This is a genomic window from Luteimonas abyssi, assembly GCF_001482195.1.
Lineage (GTDB): Bacteria > Pseudomonadota > Gammaproteobacteria > Xanthomonadales > Xanthomonadaceae > Luteimonas > Luteimonas abyssi.
In genome coordinates, this window is record NZ_KQ759763.1 from 3,693,835 (window position 1) to 3,718,577 (window position 24,743).

The 24,743-nt window shown below is 70.9% G+C and carries 19 protein-coding genes; 11 read left to right on the forward strand and 8 right to left on the reverse strand.

The window, feature by feature from the left end:
- Positions 1-7 precede the first annotated feature (7 nt).
- Positions 8-1,681 (reverse strand): serine hydrolase, encoded by a 1,674-nt coding sequence (locus tag RG19_RS15865; protein ID WP_058836122.1) that lies wholly within the window; start codon positions 1,679-1,681, stop codon positions 8-10.
- A gap of 514 nt (positions 1,682-2,195) precedes the next feature.
- Here RG19_RS15865 and RG19_RS15875 point away from each other — a divergent pair.
- On the forward strand, positions 2,196-3,425 hold the full coding sequence (locus RG19_RS15875; RefSeq protein ID WP_058836124.1) for a S41 family peptidase: 1,230 nt from the start codon (positions 2,196-2,198) through the stop codon (positions 3,423-3,425).
- A 152-nt stretch (positions 3,426-3,577) separates the two neighbouring features.
- The gene (locus RG19_RS15880; RefSeq protein ID WP_162267091.1) at positions 3,578-4,816 is read left to right on the forward strand and encodes a DUF3089 domain-containing protein; all 1,239 of its coding nucleotides are present in this window, start codon (positions 3,578-3,580) and stop codon (positions 4,814-4,816) included.
- Positions 4,817-4,890: 74 nt separating this feature from the next.
- Here the strand turns inward: RG19_RS15880 and RG19_RS15885 are convergent, their stop codons facing one another.
- Positions 4,891-5,820, reverse strand: coding sequence for a LysR family transcriptional regulator (locus tag RG19_RS15885; protein ID WP_058836126.1), 930 nt, complete (start codon positions 5,818-5,820; stop codon positions 4,891-4,893).
- A 107-nt stretch (positions 5,821-5,927) separates the two neighbouring features.
- Between RG19_RS15885 and RG19_RS15890 the strand changes: the two genes are divergently transcribed.
- The 5 genes from RG19_RS15890 (at position 5,928) to RG19_RS15910 (ending at position 10,734) form a co-directional block, all read left to right on the forward strand.
- The gene (locus RG19_RS15890; protein ID WP_058836678.1) at positions 5,928-6,944 is read left to right on the forward strand and encodes an aldo/keto reductase; all 1,017 of its coding nucleotides are present in this window, start codon (positions 5,928-5,930) and stop codon (positions 6,942-6,944) included.
- Between the two features lie 97 nt (positions 6,945-7,041).
- Positions 7,042-8,223 (forward strand): Gfo/Idh/MocA family protein, encoded by a 1,182-nt coding sequence (locus RG19_RS15895; RefSeq protein WP_082672857.1) that lies wholly within the window; start codon positions 7,042-7,044, stop codon positions 8,221-8,223.
- Positions 8,220-9,245: an NADP-dependent oxidoreductase gene (locus RG19_RS15900; protein WP_058836127.1), complete on the forward strand. Its 1,026-nt coding sequence runs from the start codon at positions 8,220-8,222 to the stop codon at positions 9,243-9,245. The genes RG19_RS15895 and RG19_RS15900 overlap by 4 nt, the downstream gene beginning before the upstream one ends.
- A 30-nt stretch (positions 9,246-9,275) precedes the next feature.
- Positions 9,276-9,674 carry a nuclear transport factor 2 family protein gene (locus RG19_RS15905; RefSeq protein WP_058836128.1) on the forward strand — a complete coding sequence of 133 codons (399 nt, stop codon included), beginning with the start codon at positions 9,276-9,278 and terminating at the stop codon, positions 9,672-9,674.
- A gap of 175 nt (positions 9,675-9,849) precedes the next feature.
- A complete protein-coding gene (locus tag RG19_RS15910) occupies positions 9,850-10,734 on the forward strand; it encodes a 3-oxoacyl-ACP reductase family protein (protein WP_202905352.1) in 885 nt (294 codons plus the stop codon).
- 79 nt (positions 10,735-10,813) lie between these two features.
- On the opposite strand, the gene RG19_RS15915 is transcribed toward RG19_RS15910, so the two are convergent.
- From RG19_RS15915 to RG19_RS15930, 4 genes are all read right to left on the reverse strand, one after another.
- Positions 10,814-12,478, reverse strand: a complete 1,665-nt coding sequence (locus RG19_RS15915; protein WP_058836129.1) for a hypothetical protein — start codon at positions 12,476-12,478, stop codon at positions 10,814-10,816.
- Between the two features lie 195 nt (positions 12,479-12,673).
- Positions 12,674-13,585 carry a hypothetical protein gene (locus RG19_RS15920; RefSeq protein ID WP_058836130.1) on the reverse strand — a complete coding sequence of 304 codons (912 nt, stop codon included), beginning with the start codon at positions 13,583-13,585 and terminating at the stop codon, positions 12,674-12,676.
- 394 nt (positions 13,586-13,979) lie between these two features.
- Entirely contained in the window at positions 13,980-14,162 is a 183-nt protein-coding gene (locus tag RG19_RS15925; protein WP_058836131.1) for a hypothetical protein, read from the reverse strand.
- The gene (locus RG19_RS15930; RefSeq protein ID WP_202905353.1) at positions 14,137-15,018 is read right to left on the reverse strand and encodes an NAD-dependent epimerase/dehydratase family protein; all 882 of its coding nucleotides are present in this window, start codon (positions 15,016-15,018) and stop codon (positions 14,137-14,139) included. Before RG19_RS15930 ends, RG19_RS15925 begins: the two co-directional genes overlap by 26 nt.
- A gap of 48 nt (positions 15,019-15,066) precedes the next feature.
- On the opposite strand from RG19_RS15930, the gene RG19_RS15935 reads away from it, so the two are divergent.
- Entirely contained in the window at positions 15,067-15,837 is a 771-nt protein-coding gene (locus RG19_RS15935) for an AraC family transcriptional regulator (RefSeq protein ID WP_162267092.1), read from the forward strand.
- Between the two features lie 320 nt (positions 15,838-16,157).
- The gene (locus tag RG19_RS15940; protein WP_425599733.1) at positions 16,158-17,528 is read left to right on the forward strand and encodes an alpha-amylase family protein; all 1,371 of its coding nucleotides are present in this window, start codon (positions 16,158-16,160) and stop codon (positions 17,526-17,528) included.
- 66 nt (positions 17,529-17,594) lie between these two features.
- Here RG19_RS15940 and RG19_RS15945 read toward each other — a convergent pair whose 3' ends face one another.
- Positions 17,595-19,421 (reverse strand): hypothetical protein, encoded by a 1,827-nt coding sequence (locus tag RG19_RS15945; RefSeq protein WP_058836134.1) that lies wholly within the window; start codon positions 19,419-19,421, stop codon positions 17,595-17,597.
- A 347-nt stretch (positions 19,422-19,768) separates the two neighbouring features.
- On the opposite strand from RG19_RS15945, the gene RG19_RS15950 reads away from it, so the two are divergent.
- Positions 19,769-23,203, forward strand: coding sequence for an amidohydrolase family protein (locus tag RG19_RS15950; protein ID WP_058836135.1), 3,435 nt, complete (start codon positions 19,769-19,771; stop codon positions 23,201-23,203).
- A gap of 85 nt (positions 23,204-23,288) precedes the next feature.
- Positions 23,289-23,681, forward strand: a complete 393-nt coding sequence (locus RG19_RS15955) for a barstar family protein (protein WP_058836682.1) — start codon at positions 23,289-23,291, stop codon at positions 23,679-23,681.
- Between the two features lie 63 nt (positions 23,682-23,744).
- Here the strand turns inward: RG19_RS15955 and RG19_RS15960 are convergent, their stop codons facing one another.
- Positions 23,745-24,410, reverse strand: coding sequence for a DUF6498-containing protein (locus RG19_RS15960; RefSeq protein ID WP_058836136.1), 666 nt, complete (start codon positions 24,408-24,410; stop codon positions 23,745-23,747).
- Positions 24,411-24,743: the final 333 nt, after the last annotated feature.

The following is a 24,743-nucleotide window of genomic DNA, read 5'->3' on the forward strand; positions in this document are numbered from 1 at the left end:
TGACGCGTCAGTCCTCGCGGGCGAATTCGAGCACCTGCCCGTTCTGGTGCAGGGTGAGCGTCGCCGCCGGGCCGGGGCCCGGTGCGAACTCCAGCGTCGCGTCCACCACCTCGACGAAGAAGCGCTCGGGCGATTCGGCGGACAGTGCGAACGCCGGCTGCCCGGCGAGTTGCGCGCTGAGGGTGTCGCCGTCGAGGGCGATGTCGAGCTGCATGCCGGCGTACAGGTAGCGGCCGACCAGGCGCTCCAGCGCCGCGCGCGGCAGCTCGATCGCCTCGCGCGCGGCGGGCAGCGGCTCCTCGCTGCGCGCGACCACCTCGCCCTCGCCCTCGTCCTCGGGGAAGAAGCGCATCGCGGTCACCGCGCCGGCGGCGTCGCGCTCGAAGACGATGCGCGAGAATCCCTCCTCGAACAGGAACGTGTCCGCACCCACCGGGATCAACGGGTAGACCGCGCCGCCGGTGCGCTGCGAGGTCAGCCGGCCGTCGCGCACGCGCAACACGCGCGTCGCCTCCGCATCGATGCGGTAGACACCCTCGTAGCCGGCGAGGATGTCGGCATCGAGATCGATGGGGGTCTTGTCCGGGTAGGGCTTGCCGATGGCATGGGCGGCCAGCAGGTGCGCCAGGCGTCCGGTGCCGGGCATCCGCGGGCTCGGGCTGTCGCCGTTGTGGAGCACCGCCACGGTGATGCCGGTGTCGGGCAGGTACAGCAGATACGAGGCGAAGCCGAAGATGCCGCCGCCGTGCTGCAGCGACGGCATGCCGCGCAGGGGCTGGGCGGTGATGCCGAAGCCGTAGTCGTGTTCGGCGGCCTTGCCGGCGGGGAGGGTCATGGCGCGATAGCTGTCGGCCTGCAGCAGGCGACCGGTGTGCAGGGCGCGGTTCCAGACCAGCAGGTCGTCGACGGTGGAGACCAGAGCGCCGGCCGCGTGCGGCTGGGTCATGCTGAGGTGGCGGGCCGGTACCCACCGCTCGCCGTTGCGGGTGTAGCCGGCGACGTGCCCGGCGATGACACCGTCGGCGGGGTGTCCGTAGCCGGTGTGGTCCATGCCCAGCGGCGCGAAGAACGCCTGCTGCAGGTAGGCGTGCCAGGGCATGCCGCTGGCCTGTTCGATCACCGCGCCCAGCAGCACGTAGCCGGAGTTGTTGTAGCGCCAGTCGGTGCCGGGCGGAAAGTCCGCCGGCTCGTCGCGGAAGGTGGCGATCAGCCCGGCGGTGTCGAGGTCTTCCATGATGCGGACGCGGACGTGTTCGGGGATCGCGGTGTAGCTGCGCACGCCCGAGGTGTGGTCGAGCAGCATGCGCACGGTGATCGCGTCGCCCCCGGGGTAGCCGGGGACGAAGCGGTCGAGCGTGTCGTCGAGCGCGAGCTTGCCGTCCTCGACCAGCTTGAGCGTGGCGGCGGCCGCGACCTGCTTGGTCACCGAGCCGATGCGGAAGACGTGGTCGGGCGACAGCGGGACGTCGAGTTCCACGCTGGCGCGTCCGCACGCGCCGCGGTAGAGCACGTCGTCGCCACGTGCCACCAGCACCGCGATGCCCGGTGCGGTCGGTTCGCAGGCGTCGGCCACGGTGCGCTCGGCGAACGCCGCCACGTCGTGGTCATTCGGCACGGCGGCCTGCACGGCCGACCACGGCAGGGGCGACAACAGCAGGGCGAGCAGCAGGGAACGCGACATGGGACTCTCCGGCCTGGGGCGATGCTCGATTGTCGGCCGGTTTCACCTACGCGGGAGTGTCGAAGGGCAGGGCCGGGGACGCTCGATGCCCATCCGGCGCCGTTGCGACCGCGCGGCAGGCGCGGGGCGGCCTGAGAGGGAAGGCGAAGGCGTTGACGCCGATCCTGTTCGCGCGCTTCATCGAGTACGTCAAGCTGGTCAACCTGAGGTCGGTCAAGCCCTGGCGGCGCCCGGCGCCGCGCACCCTGCGCCACGACGGCCGGCAGGCCGTCCGCGAAGATGTCGCTGGCCGACGGCGCGATGCCGGTCCGCCCGGGCGCCTGCCGGCGGGTGAATCCCGGGCAGCGGGCCGGCCGTGCCGTGCTGGCCGACCGTCACTCGACGACATACCGCATCGTCGGCGGCGCGGCCGCCGGGATCCGTGTGTCGCAGATCCCCCGAATGGCACGGGCGCGGCCAGGCCGGAGCGCCGAGAATCGGGCCCTTCGGAGAGAAGGGGAACGGATTGAACAGGATGACATTGGCCGCGTGCGTCGCGGCGTTGCTGGTGGCGCCGGCGGCGGCACAGGATCGAGCGGCCGTGTTCGACGCGCTCGACACGGCGGTGCGCACCCACTTCTACGATCCCCATTTCGGCGGACGCGACTGGGACGCCATCGGCGCCCGCTACCGCGACGACATGGTGCAGGCCGGCACCGACGCCGAGTTCCGCACGCTGGGCCAGGGGATGCTCGGCGAGCTCGGCGTCTCCCACGTGGCGCTGCACGCACCGGCGCAGGCCGGCCCGACGCTCGGCCTCGCGGCCCTCACCGAGGACATCGACGGCAGTCCGGTGGTGATCGACATCGATCCCGCCTCCGCCGCGCGCGCGGCCGGCCTGCGCATCGGCGATCGCATCGTGGATGCGGCGGCGATCCGTGGCCCGCGCGACCAACCGGCCGCGCTTACCGTGGAGCGCTGCGATGGCACGCAGGCGCAGTTGGCGGTGCCGCGCGAGTCGGCCTACTGGCCGCCACGCGAGCGCACCATCGGCTGGAGCGTGCTGCGCCGGGGCGACGGCCGCACGGTGGGTTACCTGCGCGCCGATCGCTTCGGCGACGATGCCGCCGGCCTGATCGACGAGGCCATGGCCACCTTGGGGCGCACCGACGGGCTCATCATCGACGTGCGCAACAACAGCGGCGGCAATGCGTCCGCGCTGCGTCTGCTGGCCTACTTCGGCACCCCCGGTCCCGGTGTGGCGCTGCTGTCGCGCCCGTTCCTAGAGGGGTTGCAGGGTCCGGTGCGCGCACAGGATCTGGCCGACATCCACCGCGTCGCCGGTGCCTACACCACCGAGGCGGTGTTCGCCGCAGTGGGCGAGGGCGACGGGGCGGTGATGCTGATGGTCGAGGACATCGGCGCGCAGCGCTACGCCGGTCCGGTGGTCGTGCTGATCGGCCCGGAGACCGGCAGCGCCGCCGAAGGCTTCGCCTGGGGCGCACGCGAGCAGAGTGCCGCGGTGCTGATCGGCCGCCCCACCGCGGGCGCGCTGCTGAGCGCCGAGCGCCTCGATCTGCCCGAGGGTTGGGCCGTTACGCTGCCGGTGCACGGCACCTGGGGTCCCGACGGCCGCGATTACGGCGACCGACCGGTGCCGCCGCACGTGGTCACCGTGCACACCCGCGAGACCATCTGCCGCCACGACGACGTGGATCTTGCCGCGGCCACCGGGGTGCTGGAAGCGGCGTGGCGCGGCGAGTGAGACAGGGCCTCTGAAACGGGGTCAGGTTCACTTCCCGCGATCGCGCGCGCATGCCGCGCCACGTAGGCCTCGGTGGCGGGGCGAGGGCGCGGAAGGCTGGCGACCGATGGCCGCGCGTCGGCATCATGCAGGGTCTCGCGAGGACCAAGGCGATGTCGATGACGGACGGGCGGATGCCGGGTCTCCGGCGAATGGATGCACGCCTGGCGTGCGTGGCCGCGCGCGGCGTGCGGTGCGGCCTGGCGCTGGCCGTCGTGGCGCTCGTCGCGTCCGGTTGCGGGGTGGTGCAGGCATTGCGTGGGCCGTCGGCCGCGTTCGACCCGGCGCAGGCGCCGCCCGCGCCGGACTACGCGCAGCCGGCGGCGTGGCTGGTCCTGCCGGGCGACGGCGGCCAGTCGCGTGCGACGGTGCCGGGGCAGACGGCCGTGGACGAGGCCGAGGCGCCGGCGGACGTGTTCTTCATCCATCCCACGACGCTGGAAGGCCGCGAGGTCTGGAATGCCCCATGGGACCTCGCCGACGCGGACGCGCCATTGAATGCGGCGGTGGTGCGGCTGCAGACCAGCGTCTTCAACGGCTGCTGCCGCATCTACGCGCCGCGCTACCGGCAGGCCAGCCTGGCAGGCCTGGAGGACAACGCGGTCATGGCGCTGGCCTACGCCGATGTGGCGGCGGCGTTCCGTCATTACCTGGCCCGGCACAACGATGGCCGGCCCTTCATCATCGCCTCGCACAGCCAGGGCACCTCGCACGCCACGCGCCTGCTGCAGGAGGAGGTGCTCGACACCCCGGTCCGCTCGCAGCTGGTGGCCGCGTACCTGATCGGCGGCTACGTGCCCGAGACCTTTCCGACGCTCGGCCTGCCGATCTGCGACCGCGCCGCGCAGACCGGGTGCGTGCTGGCCTTCAACGCCAACCAGCAAGGGCGCCGCATCGCCCGCCGGTTGCTGATCGACGACCGGACCTACTGGTGGCGCGGCGCGCCGGAACGCGCGGCGGCCGCGGTCTGCGTCAACCCGTTGTCCTGGCGACACGACACCGTGGCCGTGGCGGCCCGCGACAATCCGGGCAGCCTGCCGTTCGCGACCGGACCGTTTCCGGCGCGGGCCACCGCGCTGCCGGCCACGACGCCGCATCTCACCGGCGCGCGTTGCCACGACGGCGTGCTGGACGTGGAGGTCCTGCGCGACGCGCCGGCGGGGTTTCGCGACCGGCTCAGCTGGATGACCGGCAGTTATCACCTCAACGACTACGGGCTGTTCTACGGGGCGTTGCGCGACAACGCGCAGGCCCGCGTGGCCGCCTGGCACGAGGCGGTCGACCACGGCCGGGCCGGACGCCGGGACCCGGCCGGCGAGGCCGGCGCCGCCGCGACGTCACCGTCGCGGTGATCGGCCCGCGGGCGCGCCGGTGGGGCGCGGCGCCGGCGACCGCCTGACCGGATCCGGGCCGGACAGGTCCCGCATCAACGGCCGGGCGGTTGCGGCGAGGCGTCCCGCTTCTCGACCAGGAAGTCGATCAGCGCACGCATCTTGGCCGGCATCTGCTCGCGCGAGTGCACGTACAGATAGAACCCGGGGTGGTGGTGCGCCCAGTCGCCCAGCACGCGGACCAGGCGTCCTTCGGCCAACGGTCGGCGAACGGCGATGTCGACGAGCTGGATCAACCCGAGCCCCTGCAGCGCGGCGCGCGTCATCCCGTCGGGATCGTTGGTGATCAGGGGACCGCTCACCGCCTGGGTGAAATGCGGCCCGGTCGTGCCGGGGGCGCTGAACTCCCAGTCGTGCAGGGCGCCGCTGCCCGGGAACCGGAAGCAGATGCAGTGGTGGGCGGCCAGATCCGCCGGGGTCTGCGGGATGCCGTGACGCTCGAGATAGGCCGGCGACGCCACCACCGCCATCGACAGCGGCGGGCTGATCGGCACCGCCACCACGTGGTCGGCGAGCGCCTGGCCCAGGCGGATGCCGGCATCGCAGCCGTCGGCGATGATGTTCGACATCGCATCGTCCATCACCAGCTCAAGCGCGACCTTCGGGTGGCGCGCCTGGAACTCGGCCAGATGCGGTTCGATCAGGGCTTTGGACGCCAGGCGCGAGGTGTTGATCCGGATCAGGCCGGCGGGAACTCCGACCGCCTCGCCGAGATTGCGGACCGCGGACTGGATGTCGTCCAGGCGCGGCTGCAACGTGTCGAACAACTGCTGCCCCGCCTCGGTCAGCGACATGTGCCGGGTGGTCCGGTGCAGCAGCCGCACGCCCAGCTCCTGTTCCAGCGCCTTCAGGTTCTGCGACAGCGCCGCCCGCGACACGCCCATGGCGGCGGCCGCCCGCGAAAAGCTGAGGTGCTGGGCGATATGGACGAACCAGGCCAGGGACGGGAGCAGCGATGGATTCATGCCAGGATTGTAAATCCTGGTTTACCAGTCATGTGCTGTTTGCGCGGTTTTTCCTGGCTTATCCGCCGCGTACCGTCGTCGCCATCGATTGGATGGAGACCGCACACATGCGCATGCGAACGCTCGGCAACAGCGGATTGTTCGTGTCCGAACTCTGCTTCGGCGCGATGACCTTCGGCGGCCGCGACGGGATCTGGGGGCAGGTCGGCCAGCTCGGCCAGGCCGAGGCCGATGCCCTGGTGGGCGCGGCCCTCGAGGCGGGCATCAACTTCTTCGACACCGCCAACGTCTACGCGGAAGGGCGCAGCGAGCGCATGCTCGGCCAGGCCCTGCGCAACCTCGACGTGCCCCGCGACGAGGTGGTGATCGCCACCAAGGTCGGCATGGCGATGGGCGAGGGGCTGAACATGCGCGGTGCCGCGCGCGGGCACATCCTGAGCCAGTGCCGCGCCAGTCTGGCGCGGCTCGGCCTGGACCATATCGATCTCTACCAGATCCACGCGTTCGATCCGGGCACGCCGATCGAGGAAACCCTCGACGCCCTGGATACGCTCGTGCGCGCCGGCGATGTCCGCTCCATCGGGCTGTCGAACTGGGCCGCGTGGCAGGTCATGAAGGCCCTCGGCATCGGCCGGGCCCGCGCTCTGGCGCCGATCGTGTCGCTGCAGGCCTACTACAGCCTGGTCGGGCGCGACCTGGAGCGCGACATCGCGCCGATGCTGCTGTCCGAACAGGTGGGCCTGCTGGTGTGGAGCCCGCTGGCGGGCGGATATCTCAGCGGCAAGTACGCCGATGACGCCGGCGGCGGCGACGGCCGGTTGCGGACGCTGGACTTCCCGCCGATCGACCGCACGCGCGGCGGGCCGCTGATCGAGGTGTTGCGCCGGATCGCGACGCGGCACGACGCGACCCCTGCCCAGATCGCCATCGCCTGGCTGCTGCACCAGCCGGTGGTGACCAGCGTCCTGCTGGGCGCGAAGCGCGTCGACCAATTGACGGCCAACGTACAGGCCACCTCGATCGCGCTGGACGACGCGGATCTGTCCGAACTGGACCGGGTCAGCGCGTTGCCGGTCGAGTATCCCGGCTGGCAGAACGGCCTCCTCGCCGAGCGACAGGCCTGACCGCGGCCGTCGCCCCCACCCCGCCCCCTTCCTCCGCCGTCGCGCTGGTCGCATGCGTCGCACGCGCTTTCCCCACGACGTACCCAAGGACACACGCATGTCGAACACACCGCTGCGCGTCGGCATCATCGGCGCCGATACCCGGGCGAGCTGGGCCGGTGCCGCCCACATCCCCGCGATCCAGGCCAACCCCGCGCTGACCCTGGCCGCGGTCGCCACGCGTCGCGAAGACAGCGCGCGCGCGGCCGCCGAGGCGTTCGGCGCCGGGCGCTGGTACGCGAATCCGTACGACCTGATCGCCGACGACGACATCGACGTGGTGACGGTCGCGGTGAAAGTGCCCGCGCACCGGGACCTCGTCCTGGCCGCGCTGAAGGCCGGCAAGGCGGTGTACAGCGAGTCGCCGCTCGGCGCGACGCTCGCCGAAACCGAGGAGATGGCCGCGGCGACCGGCACCCTGCACACCGCGATCGGCCTGCAGGGGCGGCACAACCCGTCGGTGCGACGCGCCATCGACATCCTCGCCTCGGGCAGGCTCGGCACGCTGCTGTCGGCCAACGTCCGCGCGACCACGTTCGGCTACGGACCGACCACGCTCAGCGGCTACGACTACTTCAACAAGGCCGCCTCCGGGGCGAGCTTCCTGACCATCACCGCCGCGCACGTGCTCGATGTGGTCGAGGCCGTGCTGGGCGACATCACCGAGGTCGATGCGCGGACGCGGCTGCTCTGGCCGAGCATCGCGGTCGTCGATACCGGCGAGACTTCCGCCCGCGAAGTTCCGGACCACCTCGACCTGATCGCGCAGACCGCGCACGGCGCATCGGTGACGGTGCAGGTGCTGGCCGGCGTCGAACACGACCCGCGTTTCGTCATGGAGGTGCGCGGCTCCGACGGCACGCTGACCCTGCGCGGCACGCACCTGGCGGGTGTGCAGGTCGGCGACCTGACGCTTTCGGCGAGCGTCCCGTTCGACCCGCCGGATGCGCCCGTCGCTGACGGCGCCGTCGGCCCCACCGCCGCGGCCTTCTGGACCGGCGCGTCGATCAATGTCGGCGAGGTCTACGCCAGCCTCGCGCGCGACATCCGTGCCGGCACCCACCACACGCCCGGCTTCGCCCATGCCGCGCACAACAGCCGCCTGATCGCGGCGGTCGAGCGTGCGGCGCTGAGCGGGCGGCGCACCGGGACATGGAGTCTGCCGCACGCAGCCCATGCGGTCGCGACGGACCGGAGGATCGCGGATAGGCCGTCGGACGCGTACGGAGCGATCGGATGACAGGCGCATCGAACCGGCAGATCGTCGTCGCGGCACGGCCCGACGGCGATGCCAGGCGCAGTGATTTCGCCTTCGCCGAACAGCCGGTGCCCGTGCCGGGTGCGGGCGAGGTGCTGACCCGCAGCCTGTTGATCTCGATCGACCCGTATCAGCGCAGCCTGATGGGCAATGCCGCCAGCGAACTGCCGCCGATCGCCCTGGGCCAGCCGATGTCCGGGCCCGTGGTGGCGATCGTCGAGCAGAGCCGCCATCCGGATTTCGCGGTCGGCGATCACGTCGTGGCGTGGTCGGGCTGGCAGCAGTACGGGCTGTCCGACGGCGCCGATCTCCGGCGTCTCGATCCCGACGCGGCGCCGTTGTCGACCGCCCTGGGCGTTCTCGGCCATACCGGCCTGACCGCCTGGTTGGGCACCACCACGTTCATGGATCCCAGGCCGGGCGGCACGGTCGTCGTCACCGCGGCGGCCGGGTCGGTGGGCTCGCTGGCGGCGCAACTGGCCAAGCGGCGCGGACATCGCGTCGTCGGCATCGCCGGTGGCGCGGACAAGGTGCGCTCCCTCACCCGGGATCTCGGCCTCGATGCCGCGGTGGACTACAAGGCGGCGGATTTCGCCGAGCAGCTCGCGCATGCATTGCCCGACGGTCTGGACGGCCTGCTCGACAACGTCGGCGGCGCGGTGTTCGAAGCGTTGATGCCGCACGTCAATCACCATGCGCACATCGCCATCGCCGGGTTGATCGCCCAGTACGGCCACCCCGGTGCGCCCCCGGGACCGAACCGGCTGCCGGCACTGCTGCGGCTGTTCCTGTATCGCTTCGTGCAGATCCGGGGCTTCGCCATGCCGGATCACGTGGCCAGCTACCCGGCCTTCCTGGCCGACGTGGCGCCCTTGGTGGCGCACGGCGCGATCACTTACAGCGAGGAGTTCGTGGACGGATTCGACAGCATTCCGGACGCGTTCCTGCGCCTGTACGACCGCCGCAATCCCAATCGCGGAAAGCTCATTGCGCGGGTGGGCTGAGCGCGCGTCGCGTCATCAGGAGGATTCGCCATGAAGACATCGGAGAACAAGGAGACCGTCGCCGTGTTCTGCGGTCATTTCGAACATGCCGCCATCGACGAGGTGCTCGACATGATGACCGAGGACGCCACCTGGTGGGTCAAGGGCCGGCCGCATCTGTATCCGGGCGCCGGCATCAAGACCAAGGCCGAGATGGCGCAGGTCTGGGCCGGGCTCTATGCGCGGCTGGAGGGCGGCCTGCGGATGCGGATCACCGGCATGATCGCCGAGGGCGACCGCGTCGCCGCCGAAGTCCGCGCGCACGCGGTGACCCGCCGCGGACAGGTCTACGCGAACGATTACCACCTGCTGTTCGAACTTCGCGACGGAAAGGTCGCGGATGTCCGGGAATACACCGACCTGATGCACGCCGCCGCCGTCTTCGGCTGAGTTCGGATGATCCATTTGAGGTGGCCTTTCAGCTGATCGATTCCAGCCGATCCGCTTCGACCGATACGTCGCGACGCCAACCGGCGGTGTGGATGCAGGCGCGCAGTGTCGGACCTCCGGCGAACCGCCGGCATCGACCACGGCCGAGGCATCGGCCTCCACGAGGAGAACGCACATGAACGAGACGACATCCAGCCCCATGAGCCGACGCGCCGTCCTGACGTCGGCGGCCGCCGGCATCGCCGCGGCCACGGCCTCCGGCCTGGCCCTGGCGGCGACGCCACCCGGTACGGCGACGCACGCCGGCAGCCGCGAGGATGCGGCACCCCTGCAAGGCAAGCGCGCGCTGGTCACGGGCGCGTCGCGCGGGATCGGCGCGGGGATCGCGCGCGCGCTCGCGGACGCCGGGGCCGACGTCGCGATCACCTACCTCAACTCGCCCGACCGTGCCGCCGACGTGGTGCGCACGATCGAGGCCATGGGGCGCCGCGCCGTCGCCATCCGCGCCGACAGCGCCGATCCCGCGGCGGTGCGGCGCTCGGTCGACGAGACCGTGGCGGGCATCGGCGGTCTCGACATCCTGGTCAACAACGTCGGCATCTCCCGCGACGGCACGTTCGCGGAGATGACCCTGGAGGACATCGATGCGCTGCTGCACGTCAACACGCGCGCGGCGGTACTCGCGTCGCAGGCGGCGCTGCCGCATCTGCGGACGGGCGGCCGCATCATCACCATCGGCTCGTGCGTCGCCGAGCGCGTGCCGTTCTCCGGGTTGACCGTGTACTCGATGAGCAAGTCGGCGATGCTCGCGCTCACCCGTGGGCTGGCCCGCGATCTCGGCCCGCAGGGCATCACCGTCAACCTGGTCCAGCCCGGTCCGATCGACACGGATCAGAACCCGGCCGATGGCGCGTGGTCCGACCTCAACCGGGGGTTCACCGCGCTGGGCCGTTACGGCACGCCGGCCGACATCGCCGCGGCGGTGACGTTCCTGGCGAGCCCGGCCGCGGGCTTCATGACCGGCTCCACGCTCACGGTGGATGCGGGATTCAATGCCTGAAGCCCCGGCCGATCGGGATGCGTCGCGCAGATGATCACGCCGGCAGGCCGGACGGACCGGCCTGCCGCGCGGACACGGCTCAGACGTTCATGCCGAACGGCACGTCGTCCTGCGCCTGGTTCTGTGCGGTCACCTGTTGCAGCAGCACCTGTTGCACCTCCGGCGTGCTCACCCATTGCACGTAGGCGGCGCGCTGATGCGAGGACATGTCGTCGATCGACATGATTTCCAGGCCGCCGTTGCCGTTGTCCACGGTGAAGTCCGCATCCACCGAGATGATGGGATACCCCTGCGACGCGTACTGCGACTGCAGGTCGCTCTCGTACTGGGCGATCGTCGTAGCGGGACTGATGTCGACCTCGACCGGCGGGTTCTGGCCCAGGTTGAACGCGTCGAGGTTGGCGGGCTGCACGAGCAGGTAGTTGGCCGCGTCGCGGAAGGCGTCGCGACGTTGGTCGGCCACGCCGTTGACGTAGTCGGCACGTGCCTGCGCTTCCTCGTTGGAGCGCGGCAGCAGGGTGTCGGTGATCAGGTCCTTGACGGCGGTCTTGGCGACGCCGCTCAGCGAGGTGCCCTTGGTCTCGATCGCATTGAGGAGGATGCCGAGTCCCTCGCGGGCCGCCGCGTTGTCGGCATCCGCGCTCTTGCCGTCGGCGATCAGGCGCTCGCCGATCGAGCCGCTCAGCATCGCCTGCATGGCACCGAGTTCGCGCCCGTAGGCGGACGACAGGTTCGCGCTGCCCCCGTAGGACTGCATGAGGCCCTCCTGCCACTCGCCGGCGGCCACCATCAGCTCGGCGAGCGCGTCGGGGCTGGCGCCGCCGGCGGCGTAGAGCAGATCGTGCGCGGCCTCGAACGGCATCTCGATGCCGTCGCGCAGGGGATCCTGCTGGTCCAGCGGGATGTCGACCGGGCTGTTGGCCGCGTAGGCGATGTCGGCGAAGTACTCGGTCGCGATGGCCGCCATCGCATCGTCCATGCCGAACAGCATCTTGCCGTCCTTGGCATCGACGACATCGATGATCTGGCGTGCGGCGTACTCGGCCATGGCGGGATCTTCGGACCGGTGGGTGACCGCGCCCGACTCGAACACCTGCGCGACCTGCCAACTGGGAAAGAACTCCGGGCCGTTCACCAGCCGGTCGGCGAAGGCGGCCGAGCTCAGTGCGGCGGCTTCCGGGTTGCGGGCCACGGCCTCCAGGACCTGGCCCGCGCCGAGCGACGCGGCACCGTCCTGCAGATCGATGACCTCGCGCATTCCCCGCATCAGGAAATCGGTGGAGAACTCGCCGTGGCGCATCAGCGCACCGACGCCGTCCACCGTGCTCGGATAGCCGTCGATGCCGGCGAAGAACGCGTCCTGCCATTCCGTGGACAGCTGGTCGCTGTGCGACGCCGCGCCCAGCGCCTCGGAGAACTGCTCCAGGAAGGCGGCGTTCTGCTCGTCGCTGGCGTAGGGGAAGTAGCCTTCCTTCGCCACGCTGCGCAGTGCGTCGGCGGGGAAGCCTTCGATGAAGCCGGCGGCGAAGTCCGGATCCTCCAGCTGCGTGGCGTTCTCCTCGAACAGCGTGGCGACGGCATCGGGGTCGTTCCAGACCTCCGGGTCGATCATCTCCTCCGCCAGCGCCTGACCCTCCTGGTGGAGCGTCTCGGTGGCCGGGGTCTCGGGCGGCGTGTTCCCGGCGTCCATGGGAACGACCGGGGTCATCGGGGCGGTCACGCCCATCGCGTCGCTGACGTGCATCGGAGGATCTCGCAGGAACGGGCCTGACCCCGATTATCCGGGCCGGGCGCGCGGCCACCATTGGGGCGTGCCCTAGCCCCGCCGGCAACGCGTGAAGAGGCGTTCAGCCGCGCTCGCGCGCGCCGCCCGGGGCGGCAGGGTTCGGACGGTGACGTGTCGCGTCCTCGATGCGGCCCGCCCGTGGGCGGTGGCCGGCTAGCGGTACGGCCCCGGCCCGCGCCAGACGATCTCGCCGCGGCGGTAGACCTGCTGCATGTTGATGATCTCGCGGGCGTCGCCGATGAATTCCATCTCCGGCGAATCCGGATCGAGCAGGCGACAGGGGCCGGATTCGCGACGGATCGCGGTCTCCAGCGGGCACACCATGCGCTGGCGGGTGCCGGGCAGCGGCATCGACACCTCGGTCATGCCCTCGTCGCGCCAGGCGCGCATGCGCGTCTCGCTGCGGGTGTCGTAGAAGACCTGGTAGCCGCCCACTTCCATGCTGGGTTCGCCGGAGCGCGATTCGTGGCGACGGCCATGCTCGACGGCCGGACCGCGGGTCGGGCCGGCGTTCACGGGCGCGGTGTCCTCGGCCAGCATGCCGGGCGGCTGGCCCCAGACCTGCGGGCGACGCTCGGTGCTGGGCGGCGGGTTGGCGGCCGGCGTCTCCGAACGGACGGGTGCGGACGCGGCGGCCGACGGGCGCACCTGCGGCTGCGGCGGGCGCGGCGGGGCCGGGGCGTCGGGCGTGTCCTCGGCGTCGCGGCGCTCGGCCTCGTCGGCGCGGATCACCTGGGTGATCTGCAGGCGCGACGCGGCGGCCGCGGGTTCGGGCGGCGTGGGCTCGGGTTCCGGGGGCGTCTCGGTCGGTGTGGGCACCGCGGCCATCGGCGGCGAGGGATGCAGCGGGTCGGCCGGCGCCGCGCTCTCGCCGATGAACTCCACCGCGATGCGGCTGCCGGCGGCGGCCCCCTGCGGCGTGGACGGCGTCGGCGGCGGGGCGAACAGCAGGGCGAGCAGAAGCGCGACGTGCAGCGCACCACTGCCCACGCCGGCGATCCACGGCTGCAGGCGATCGATGCGGGGCCGGGCTCGGGCAGCCGCACGTGAGGACGCTCTGGTCATGCGGCCGGAGGAGCCTCGGGCGTGCGGGCCTTCATCGGGATACGGCAGTGTGGGACGTGGGGTCGGGCATCGTAACGCGTCGACGTGTCCGGCAACCTTTCCGGCGCGGGGCGCATCCATGCCTGATCCTGTCGGGTGCCCGGCGAGCCGACGGGCCCGGCGTGGTCGACCGTTCCCGCCCACGGATCGACCGCCGGCGCGCACGCATGCCGGTGTGGTCGCATGCGAGTCCCTGCGCGCCGATTCGCCGTGCCGGCGGTGGTCGCGCTACGGCGCCGGGTATTGCCTCATCCTGGATCCGCTCGGGATTGCAGCGCCGCCCGTACTCGGGCGGCGGTCGTCCGCGACCGCCGTGGCCCGTCGCCGTGCCGGCGCGACAAGCCCGCCGCGTGCATCACAGCGCCGCGATCGCCTGTGCGACCGGCGCATCGCCGTCGCCGAAGTCCAGCGTCCGACGATGGCTGCCGGCCCGGGCCGAGGATGGTCCAGTCAGCGCGGTGCCGCGCAGGTGGGCATCGGCTGCGGCACTGGCCTCCGCCGAGCCGCGCGCGCTACGCCCGTCCAGCCGCGACCGCATCCGCCAGGCGTGGGAACTGCGGCGTGAAGCCGAGTTCATCGCGGATGCGCCGGCCGTCGAGCAGCGCGCCGAAGACCGCTGCGCGTTCGGGATCCGAGCCGTCGGGCGGCGGCTGGCCGACGGACGCGAACAGGGTCGCGAGATCGGGGGCGTCGTCGTCGACCACGTTGTAGATGCGGTGGGCAGGCGAGGGTGCATCGAGCAGGCGCATCACCGCTTGCGCGACGTCGGCGTGGTGGGCGATCGACATGCGCTGGCCGGGCGGGAAGCGCTGCGCGAACGGCACGATGTCGGCGATGTGGGTGTCGCCGTCGCCGTAGACGAAGGGCAGCCGCAGGATGCGCGTGTCCAGGTTCTCGGTGCCGAGCAGCATGCGTTCGGCCGCGAGCTTGCTCAACGGGTAGGCATCGACCGGTGCGCAGGGATCGTCTTCTTTCGCCAGGCCGCCGTGGCCGGCGCCGTAGACGAGCCCCGTGCTCATGAACACGAAGCGCGCCACCGACGCGTCGCGCGCGGCGGTCGCCAGGTGTTGCGTGCCCAGATCGTTGACGGCGTGGGCCTGCTCCGGCGTGGCGCCACGGAAGAACGCCGCGCAATGCACGACGGCGTCCATGCCGTGCACCGCGGCGGCCAGCGAGTCCGGTTCGAGCAGGTCGCCCTCCACGAGGGCGACGCCACGTTCGACGAGTGAGGCCGCCCGCGCGGAATCGCGCACGAGGGCATGGATGGCGTCGCCGCGCTGCACCAGCCGCTCGACGAGTCTGCTTCCAACTTTTCCGGTCGCGCCGGTCACGAGAATGTTCATGCGCCCCATGTTGGAGCGCGCCGGCGCGCAGGCATTGGAGAAAACGGCCATGCCGTCGCGTGCTTGCGCCGGGGGGCGGGGGGTCACCAGAATGACCCGATGGACGACGGGATCCATCGCTATCGCGTTGCGACCGATGCGCGGACATCGCACCTGGTGACGGGCATGCGGGTGGATGTGTGCGGGCGGGCGCTCGCCCGGATCGCGGTCCCGAGTGCGGACGTGCGGCTGATCGTCCGATTCGATCCCGCCTTGCCCGGCCACGTCGACGTGCACGCGATCGGGGCGCGCGACCGGATCCACCGCAAGCGCATCCCGGGCGGGCGAACGGTCCTGCTCGCGGCGCTGCGACCGGGCGCGTGCGAGACGGTGCTCGGCGTACCGGCCTCGGCAGTGCGCGGACGCACGGTGCCGCTCGAGGATCTGTGGGGGCGCGAGGCGGTCCAGCGCCTGCGCGGCGACATCGCCGAAACGCGCGATCCGCGTGCGGCCGCGACGCTGCTGGAGCGCGCCATCGTCCGCCAGGCCGCGCACGGCCGGTCGTCGGGCGTGTGCGGCCGGCGTCTCCAGCAGGCCCTGCAGGGCCTGCAGAACGCGAAGGTGGGCGTGGCCGCGCGCACCCTGGGCGTCAGCGAACGACAGCTTCGGCGTCAGTTCCAGGACGCGTTCGGCATGGGGCCCAAGGCGGTCGCCCGGTTGCAGCGCTTCGAGCGCGCGCTGCATGCGGTGCGCGCCTGCGACGCCATCCGGTGGTCGGAGATCGCCGCGGACGCGGGGTATTACGATCAGGCGCATCTGATCGCCGAGTTCCGGGCGATCGCCGGCGTGACCCCGGGCCGGCTGCTCGCCGAGTTGCCGCACGCGGTCTGACCCCGGGCATTCCCGGTCGCCGGCGTACGGTGTCGCGCCCGGCATCGGGCCGGCCTGCGCGGGCGCGGCGGATGCCGGCGATTGCGCCGCCTGTCACGTTGCGGCGGCGTCCGCAGCGATCGCATACGTATGCATGCGCCGTCGCCTGGATGCTGCAGCGCGATGCGCGGTACATGGAGCGGGCGCGCCGCATGCGGCGCTGGGGCCGGCGGGATCCACGCCGGTCGTGTCGCGATCGGCTGCCACCTCTGCGGAGCGCTCTCATGCACCCTCGACCGGCCTGTTCTGCGTTCTTCCGTCGTCGCACCTGGCATCGGCGCCTGCTCGCGGCCTTGTGGCTGGCGCTGGTGGTGGGCGGCGCACGTGCGGACGTCATCCTGCACGCCTTCAACTGGCCGTATGCCACGGTCGAGGCGCGTGCGACGGAGATCGCGCAGGCCGGTTACCGCAAGGTGATGGTGGCGCCGGCGTACCGATCGCAAGGCACCGAGTGGTGGGCGCGGTATCAGCCGCAGGACCTGCGGGTGATCGAGCATCCGCTGGGCGATACCGAAACCTTCGCCAGCATGGTGCAGGCGCTGGCCGCGCATGGCGTCGAGACCTATGCCGACGTGGTGCTCAACCACATGGCGAACGAGGCCTGGCTGCGGCCGGATCTGGATTACCCGGGCGCGGCCGTGCTCGCGCAGTACGCGGCGGATCCCGCGCGATACGGTGCGCTGCGCCTGTACGGGAATCTCGCATCGAATGCCTTCGGGGCGGCGGATTTCGGTCCGGCCGTGTGCATCGTCGACTACACCGACGTGAGCCAGGTCCAGCAGTGGCGCCTGTGCGGGGGCGGCGACGATCCCGGCCTTCCGGACCTGGTCGCCAACGATCACGTCGTGCGGCAGCAGCGCGACTATCTGCTCGCACTGAAGGCGCTCGGCGTGACCGGCTTCCGGGTGGATGCTGCGAAACACATGCCGGCCGCGCACATCAACCGGGTCATCGATGCCGGCGTCCGCGCCGGAATGCATGTCTTCGGCGAAGTGATCACCACCGGCGGCGCCGGCAGCCTGGATTACGATCGCTTCCTGCTGCCGTACATGGCCGAGACCGGGCACGGCGCCTACGATTTCCCGCTGTTCAACACCCTGCGGCAGGCGTTGCTGCCGGGTGGGCACTTCGACACCCTGGTCGACCCGGGCGCCTACGGCCAGGCCCTGCCCGGCGCGCGCGCGGTGACGTTCGCGATCACCCACGACATTCCCAACAACGCGGGCTTCCGCTACGCGATCCTCGATCCGGTGGACGAGACCCTCGCCTATGCCTATCTGCTCGGACGCGACGGCGGGGTGCCGATGGTCTACACCGACAACGACGAGAGCGGCGACGGGCGCTGGGTGGACGCCTGGCGGCGCGACGACCTGGTGCGGATGATCGGCTTCCACAACGCCATGCAGGGCCGCGACATGCAGGTGCTCGCGTACGGCGCGTGCCACGTGCTGTTCCGGCGCGGCGACGCCGGCATCGTCGGCATCAACAAGTGCGGGCACGCGGTGCAGGCGACGGTGCCGATGCAGAACAGCGTGCTGCATTGGCACGTGCCGTACACCGATGCACTCGGGTCCGGCAGCGTGGTGACGATCGGAAGCGGCACCCATACCTTCGAGCTGCCGCCGCGGCAGGCCCGGATGTGGCGGCGTTGAGCCGCCGCATCCGCGCCCGGGTCACCTGCGACCGTCCGCACGCCGGTCACCTGCGACCCGGTCCGGTCAGGTCTTGAGCAACTGCGAGGCTTCCTTGACGATCTCGGCCCGGATGCCGGCGTTGTCCTTGCCTTCCAGGCCACGCAGCACCTGGTTCTCGATGAAGGTATTGGCGTTGTCGCGGAAGGTCGCCAGGTACTGGTCCTGCCGATCCGACTTGCCCAGCTCCTCGAGCATCTTGTCCTTGAACTCGCCGATGGTGGCCTTGTCGATCTGTCCGCCGACGCCGTTCACCGCCCCGTCGAACACGCTGGCCGCGCCGTCGTAGATGCGCATCATGCCGCTCTTCTCGCCGAACACGTCGGTGAAGCCCTGCTTGAGCTGATCGGTGAAGCCTTTCTTGACGCCCTCGGACAGGAGACTGCTCGGCGACGGAATCATGCCGAGGAAGATGTTGAGCATGTTGGCCATGTCGGCCTGGCGCGCGGCGTCGTCTTCGGCCTTGTCGGAGAAGCCGTTCAGGACCGCCTGTTCCACCGAGGCCACCATGTGGGTCAGGCGGTGCTCGTTCTGCAGCATGCTGTCGGGATCGTCGTTCTTGCGCGCGTCGAGATAGTCCTTGGACCAGCCGTCGGACAGCTTGGTCAGCGAGTTGAGCACGTCCGGCGCCGCCTCGTTGGTGGGCGACAGGCCGGTCAGGCGGGTGAGGTTGGCCATCGTCATCATGTTGCGGGTGACGTTGTCGACGTTGCTGCCCTCATGGATGCCGGACTCGCCCAGGCCGTTGTACTCGAAGATCTCGCCGGCCTTGTTCTTCACCAGTTCGTTCACCGCTTCCTGGCGTCCTTCCTTGGGGAAGTTCTGGTCGTCGAAGAAACCGTTATCGCCCCAGGGGTCGTTCTTGGACTGGTCGAGGATCAGCTCCGCCATGTCCGCGGCGTGGCTGCGGGTCTCGCCGGCGTACACGCTCTCCTTGTCGTTGGCCACCGCCTTGATGAGGATTTCCATCGGGTCGCGGTTGTAGCGGTCCGACAGCCCGGTGTCGTCGCGATTGAGCCAGGCATTCTCGGTGGTGACCTTGCTGAAGCCTTCGCTGACGTCCTGGATGGCCTGGTTGCGCTGTTCGCTGTCCACGCCGTGCAGGATGCGGTTGACCACGGCATGGTTGCTGCCGGCCTGGTCGGCGGCGTTGAACAGCAGGCCGAGATAATCGGAGCGGTCGTTCTTGTCGGTCTTGCTCGACCCGACCTTGCCGTCCTGGATCTGGTCGATGGTGAACTTCTCGATGAAGTCGGCGAACTCCACGCTGCGGTCGCCGCCGTTGCTGATGCCGGCGAGGAACCGGTCGAACACTTCGCCCGAGGTGTTCTCGTTCTCGACCCGGGCGCCGCCCAGGCTAGTCAGGCGCGACGATGCCTTGTCCGTGACCTCGCCGCTGACGCCGTCCATCTCCATGAAGCGCCAGGCGTTCTCGCTGTCGGCTTCGCCGGCGTTGTACGCGGCGCCGAACGCTTCGAGTACCTGTTGCCGCTGCCCGGCGGTGATCTTCTCGTCGTCGACCAGCTTGTCCAGCCGCGAGCCCTGCAGCCAGGAGTCGGACTTGGTCGCACCCTCGTCGTTCTCCAGGATGGCGCCGATGAAGCGGCCGCGGTCCTCGACCTTGAGTTCGGGCAGGAAATCGTTGGCCAGGGCGGTCAGGCGCTTGTCGTAGTCGTCCTTCTTGCCCTTGATGTCGCCGACCGAGTGGAGCTCCTTGGCCAGGTCTTCCAGCTCCGAGCGGCTGGGTGCGCTGTAGTCGTCGGGGATGTTGTTGTCGCCGACGCCGTTCTCGACGTGTTTCCTGATCGCCTCTCTGATGTCGTTGAGGTTGCTCTGGTCGATCGTGAGGGCCATGGGACGCTCCTGCGATGGGGGGACAGGGACCACAGGCGGGCATGACCCGCGGGACCGAGTCTGGGAGCGGCGCGAAGCGACCCACAATCCGGGCCAGCCCTAGGGTTCGACCAGCGGTTGGGCCATCGTTCGGTCGGTCGGTGCGGATTCGTGACCGGCTGCACATCCTGGGCGGGCACGCCGCTGGCGCGAGAGCGATTGCGCGCCGGGACCGGGGCGCGACGCGCCGGACGCGGAGCCGATCGGCGCGGCGCTCGGGCCTTTCGCCCCCTGTCGGGACTTTTGCCCCAGGCGGTGCCGACACGCGGTCGCTATCGTGGTCCGGTTTGCCCGACCGGACCCACCGCATGACCCGAAACGTCCTCGCCCTCGCGCTCACCTGCGTGCTCGCCTCGTCCGCTGCGCTCGCCCAGGATCCGCCGGCGCCGCCGTCGGACGCCCCGCCGCCATCCGCCGCGCAGGACGCGCCGCCCGCCGATGCCGTCGAGCTGGAGCAGGACGCGCTCGACGCGGCCGGCGTGGATCCGGCCGATGCGCCGCTCGACAGCGCCCGCGGCCTGCGCGAGGACGGCGACCGCGCCACCGATGCAGCCTGGAACGTCGACGACACCCAGGGCACGCCCAAGGCCGTGCGCTACGAAACCGACGAAGGCACCTGGATGGACGTGGACGTGTCGCCGGACGGCCGCGAGCTGGTGTTCTCGCTGGTCGGCGATCTCTACCGGATGCCGATCGGCGGCGGGGCCGCCACCCGCATCACCACCGGCCGTGCCTGGAACATCCAGCCGCGCTGGTCGCCCGACGGCCGCCGCATCGCGTTCACCTCCGACCGCAGCGGCGCCAACAACATCTGGACGGTGGCCGCCGACGGCAGCGACCTGCGCCAGGTCAGCGACGAATCGTTCCGCCTGCTCAACAACCCCACCTGGACGCCGGACGGCGCCTACATCGTCGCCCGCAAGCACTTCACCGCCACCCGCTCGCTGGGTGCGGGCGAGCTGTGGATGTTCCATGCCGCCGGTACCAGCGCCGGCATGCAACTGGTGGAGAAGCCCAACGACCAGCAGGACCTCGGCGAACCCACGGTCTCGCCCGACGGCCGCTACGTGTACTTCTCCCAGGACGTCAGCGCCGGGCCGAACTTCGAGTACAACCGCGACCCGCACGGCACGATCTACGCGATCAAGCGCCTCGACCGGCAGACCGGCACCCTCGACACGCTGGTGGAATCGGCCGGTGGCGCGGTGCGCCCGCAGGCCTCGCCCGACGGGCGTTCGCTCGCCTTCGTCAAGCGCGTGCGCGAAGCCAGCGTGCTGCATCATCTCGATCTCGCCAGCGGCGAGGTCCGCCCGGTGTGGGACGGGCTCAGCCACGACCAGCAGGAAGCCTGGGCCATCTTCGGCCCGTACACCGGTTTCGGCTGGACGCCGGATTCGCGCCAGGTGGTCATCTGGGCGCAGGGCGGCCTGTGGCGGGTCGACATGGCGGGCGGCGAGGCGACGCGGATTCCATTCACCGCACAGGTGGAGAAGACCGTCTCCGAACCGCTGCGCTTCGCCCAGACCTTGCCGGAGGGCGGGTTCTCGCCGCAGATGATCCGCGACGTGGCGACCTCGGCCGATGGCGGCACCCTGGTGTTCCACGCGCTGGGCCAGCTGTGGCGCAGGCCGGTGTCGGGCGGCACGCCGACGCGGCTGACCGCCAGCCGCGGGGTGTCCGAATACCAGCCCAGCTTCAGCGCCGACGGTCGCCAGTTGGTGTACACGACGTGGTCGGATGCCGAGCTCGGCGCGATCCACGTGCGCGGCGCCGGCGGCACCGGCAGCGGCCGCCGCATCACCGGCGAGCGCGGCTTCTACTATCACCCGCGGTTCTCGCCCGACGCGCGGCACGTGGTCTACGCGCGCAGCGGCGGTGGCGGCCTGACCGGCAGCCTGTGGTCGGGCGACCGCGGCATCTACGTCGTACCCGTGGCCGGCGGCGCGCCGGTACGCGTGGCGACGGCCGGGCAGTCGCCGCAGTTCAACCACGACGGCACGCGGATTCTCTACCTCACCGGCGGCGGCATGCAGAAGAAGCTGATGTCGGTCGGCCTGCACGGCGAGGACCCGCGCGAGATCTTCGACCTCAAGTACGTCGATTCCGTGCAGGTCAGCCCGGACGGCCGCTGGGTGGCCTTCACCGAGCTGTTCAACGCCTACGTGGCGCCGATGCCCGAGACCGGGCGCAGCATCACCCTGGACCGCAACACGCGCGCGCTGCCGGTGCGTCCGGTGAGCGCGGACGTGGGCAGCTATCTGCACTGGGCCGCGGATTCGGGTTCGCTGCACTGGATGGTGGGCGACCGCTACCACGCCCGGCGGCTGGACCAGACCTTCGATTTCCTGCCCGGTGCGCCCGGCGAGATCGCCGCGCCCGCACCGGGCGGCGGCACGCCGGTGGGACTGGAGGCGCCGGTGCATGCGTCGCGCGAGACGGTGGCGTTCACCAATGCGCGCATCGTGACCATGCGCGATGCCGAGACCGAGCAAGAGGTGATCGAGAACGGCACGATCGTGCTCGACGGCAATACGATCGTCGCGGTCGGCGCGACCGGTTCGGTGCGGGTGCCGGCCGGCGCCAACGTGATCGACGCCAGCGGCAAGACCATCGTGCCGGGCCTGGTCGACGTGCACGCGCACGCCGCGCATTTCGGCCAGGGGGTGGTGCCGCAGCAGAACTGGGCCTACTACGCCAACCTCGCCTTCGGCGTGACCACGATGCACGACCCGTCGGCCACCACCGAGTTCGTGTTCTCGCAGGCGGAGCTGGTACGGGCCGGACACATGGTCGGCCCGCGGATCTTCTCCACCGGCACGATCCTCTACGGCGCCGACGGCGCGTTCAAGGCGGAGATCGATTCGCTCGACGACGCGCGCAGCCACCTGCGCCGGATGCAGGCGCACGGCGCGTTCTCGGTCAAGAGCTACAACCAGCCGCGCCGCGACCAGCGCCAGCAGGTCAACCAGGCCGCGCGCGAGCTGGGCATGCTGGTGGTGGAGGAAGGCGGCTCCACCTTCCACCACAACATGACGATGATCCTCGACGGGGTCACCGGCATCGAGCACAACCTGCCGGTCGCGCCGCTGTACCGCGACGTGGTGGAACTGTGGCGGCAGACCGACGTGCGCAACACGCCGACGCTGGTGGTGAGCTTCGGCGGGCTGTCGGGCGAGTACTGGTTCTACGCGCGCGAGAACGTGTGGGAAGACCCCAAGCTCAACCGCTTCTTCCCGCGCGAGACGCTGGATGCGCGCAGCATCCGCCGCGAGATCGCGCCGGAGTGGGACTACCACCACATCCGCGTGGCGCAGTCGCTCAAGCGTCTGCGCGATGCCGGGGTCAAGGTGCAGGTGGGCGGCCACGGTCAGCTGCAGGGTCTGGCGACCCATTGGGAGATGTGGATGCTGCCGCAGGGCGGCTTCAGCAACTTCGAGGCGCTGCGCGCGGCGACGATCGACGGTGCCGACTACCTCGGCCTGGGCGCGCAGCTGGGCTCGCTGGAAGTCGGCAAGCGCGCCGACCTGGTGGTGCTCGACGGCAATCCGCTGGAGAACATCCGGCATTCGGCCGACACCCGCTACGTGATGGTCGACGGCCGCCTGTTCGACGTGGCCGCCGACATGGCCGAGATCGGCAACCAGGCCGTGCCCGCGCCGACGTTCTACTGGCAGCACCACCGCCAGGGCCAGCGCTTCGGCGAGGCCTTCGGGCCCACCGCCATGTGCCACGGCGTGCATTGAGCGCGCCGTCGCGGGACGCCTCTCGACCCCGCGCCCCGGCGCACCGGGGCCGGGGGCGCGTCCCGCGGCCGTTATGCTGTCGCGCATGACGGCGACCCTGGTTCTCGACGGTACCCGCATCCACGACATCGCCTCGTTCTACGCCGAGGTGGAGCGGGTGTTCATGGCCGGCGTGGACTGGCCGTTGGGGCACAGCCTGGATGCGCTGGACGACCTGCTGTACGGCGGCTTCGGCGCATTGGACGGCGATGCGCCGGCGACGCTCGAATGGCTCGACTTCGAGCGCAACCGGCAGGTGTTGGGCATCGAGGCTACGCGCGCGATGCTGCAGGCCAAGCTCGATCCGGACGGCCCGTACGACCGGGCGCGCATCCGGCGTCAGCTGGACGCGCTGGAGGCCGGCACCGGGCAGACGTTCTTCGACATCGTGCTGGAGATCGTCGCCGGTCATCCGAACATCGCACTCGTGCCGCGCTGAGCCGGCGAGCCGCGGGCGCCGCCGCCGGCGACCAGGCCGCGCCCGAATCGGGGACGACGCGCGTCAGCGCCGCAGCAGCCTGTGCTCGATCACGTGCGCGCCCACGTCGGCGACGGTCTTCAGTCCCATGAACAGCAGCACGATGCCGGCCTCGTGCTGGCCGCCGTGACGCTCCGCCATGGCGATGATCGTGATGTGCATCGGCAGGATACGCAGGTACGGCATGATCATCAGCAGCGAGGCGCTGCGCGGTCGTCCGGTATCGCGCGCGAGGTGCTCGCGATGCGACAGGCGGTGCGCCCACCAGAACGCCAGGCTGAGCAGCAGGTACAGGGGCCAGTGGGGTCCGTCGGTGTCCGCATTCGCGCTGCCGCGCGCGGTCATGAGCAGCAGGAACACCGCATAGGCGAGGTGGAACAGCCCGTAGTGCGCGACGAAGAACCAGCGGAAGAAACGCCGGGCCTGCTCGGGATCGGTGACCTGTCGTCCGTTGATCCTGAGGTTTCCGACCGTGAGCAGTGGCGCCAGCAACAGGCGGCGACGCGCGTACCAGCCGATGATCAGGCTCTGGAAGAAGAACGGCCACAGCAGGTCGAGCATGCTCCAGCGCTGCCAGAGCGCGACGACCAGGGTCAGTGCGTTGCCGAGCAGGATCGCGAGCAGTCCGGGATCGTAGCGGGATCCCGCGGGCGCGGAGGTCGACGGTGGCGGGGTGGGATGGCCGGTCATGTGCAAGGGCGGCGACGCGTGGAGGGCAGCAGGAAGCGGAGATGGTAGCCGTGTGGCCGGTGCGCGCGGCGGCGGCGCGGGCAGGTGCTTTGCCGAATCCGGCCGTTGCGCCGCCATGTCGTCGGACGGCTGTGCGCCGGCGCACCGTATTGCGGGTTCCTAACGTGCTCTCCACGAAATCCTAAAGATTGGGCTGATCTAATCCGGCCGGCTCCGGCGCCGCCGGGGCGACACGCCCAGCCCACGTGCGGGTGCGCCTGATTCCGAGCAACGCGGCCACGTCGCGATGGCCGGGCGGCGCGTGCCCGCGCGTCAGCCTTCAAAGGAATGCCT

Coding starts and splice junctions, on each gene's coding strand:
- RG19_RS15865 (WP_058836122.1), bottom strand. CDS start 1,681: ATGTCGCGTTCCCTGCTGCTCGCCCTGCTGTTGTCGCCCCTGCCGTGG.
- RG19_RS15875 (WP_058836124.1), top strand. CDS start 2,196: ATGACATTGGCCGCGTGCGTCGCGGCGTTGCTGGTGGCGCCGGCGGCG.
- RG19_RS15880 (WP_162267091.1), top strand. CDS start 3,578: ATGTCGATGACGGACGGGCGGATGCCGGGTCTCCGGCGAATGGATGCA.
- RG19_RS15885 (WP_058836126.1), bottom strand. CDS start 5,820: ATGAATCCATCGCTGCTCCCGTCCCTGGCCTGGTTCGTCCATATCGCC.
- RG19_RS15890 (WP_058836678.1), top strand. CDS start 5,928: ATGCGCATGCGAACGCTCGGCAACAGCGGATTGTTCGTGTCCGAACTC.
- RG19_RS15895 (WP_082672857.1), top strand. CDS start 7,042: ATGTCGAACACACCGCTGCGCGTCGGCATCATCGGCGCCGATACCCGG.
- RG19_RS15900 (WP_058836127.1), top strand. CDS start 8,220: ATGACAGGCGCATCGAACCGGCAGATCGTCGTCGCGGCACGGCCCGAC.
- RG19_RS15905 (WP_058836128.1), top strand. CDS start 9,276: ATGAAGACATCGGAGAACAAGGAGACCGTCGCCGTGTTCTGCGGTCAT.
- RG19_RS15910 (WP_202905352.1), top strand. CDS start 9,850: ATGAACGAGACGACATCCAGCCCCATGAGCCGACGCGCCGTCCTGACG.
- RG19_RS15915 (WP_058836129.1), bottom strand. CDS start 12,478: ATGCACGTCAGCGACGCGATGGGCGTGACCGCCCCGATGACCCCGGTC.
- RG19_RS15920 (WP_058836130.1), bottom strand. CDS start 13,585: ATGACCAGAGCGTCCTCACGTGCGGCTGCCCGAGCCCGGCCCCGCATC.
- RG19_RS15925 (WP_058836131.1), bottom strand. CDS start 14,162: ATGCGGTCGCGGCTGGACGGGCGTAGCGCGCGCGGCTCGGCGGAGGCC.
- RG19_RS15930 (WP_202905353.1), bottom strand. CDS start 15,018: ATGGCCGTTTTCTCCAATGCCTGCGCGCCGGCGCGCTCCAACATGGGG.
- RG19_RS15935 (WP_162267092.1), top strand. CDS start 15,067: ATGGACGACGGGATCCATCGCTATCGCGTTGCGACCGATGCGCGGACA.
- RG19_RS15945 (WP_058836134.1), bottom strand. CDS start 19,421: ATGGCCCTCACGATCGACCAGAGCAACCTCAACGACATCAGAGAGGCG.
- RG19_RS15950 (WP_058836135.1), top strand. CDS start 19,769: ATGACCCGAAACGTCCTCGCCCTCGCGCTCACCTGCGTGCTCGCCTCG.
- RG19_RS15955 (WP_058836682.1), top strand. CDS start 23,289: ATGACGGCGACCCTGGTTCTCGACGGTACCCGCATCCACGACATCGCC.
- RG19_RS15960 (WP_058836136.1), bottom strand. CDS start 24,410: ATGACCGGCCATCCCACCCCGCCACCGTCGACCTCCGCGCCCGCGGGA.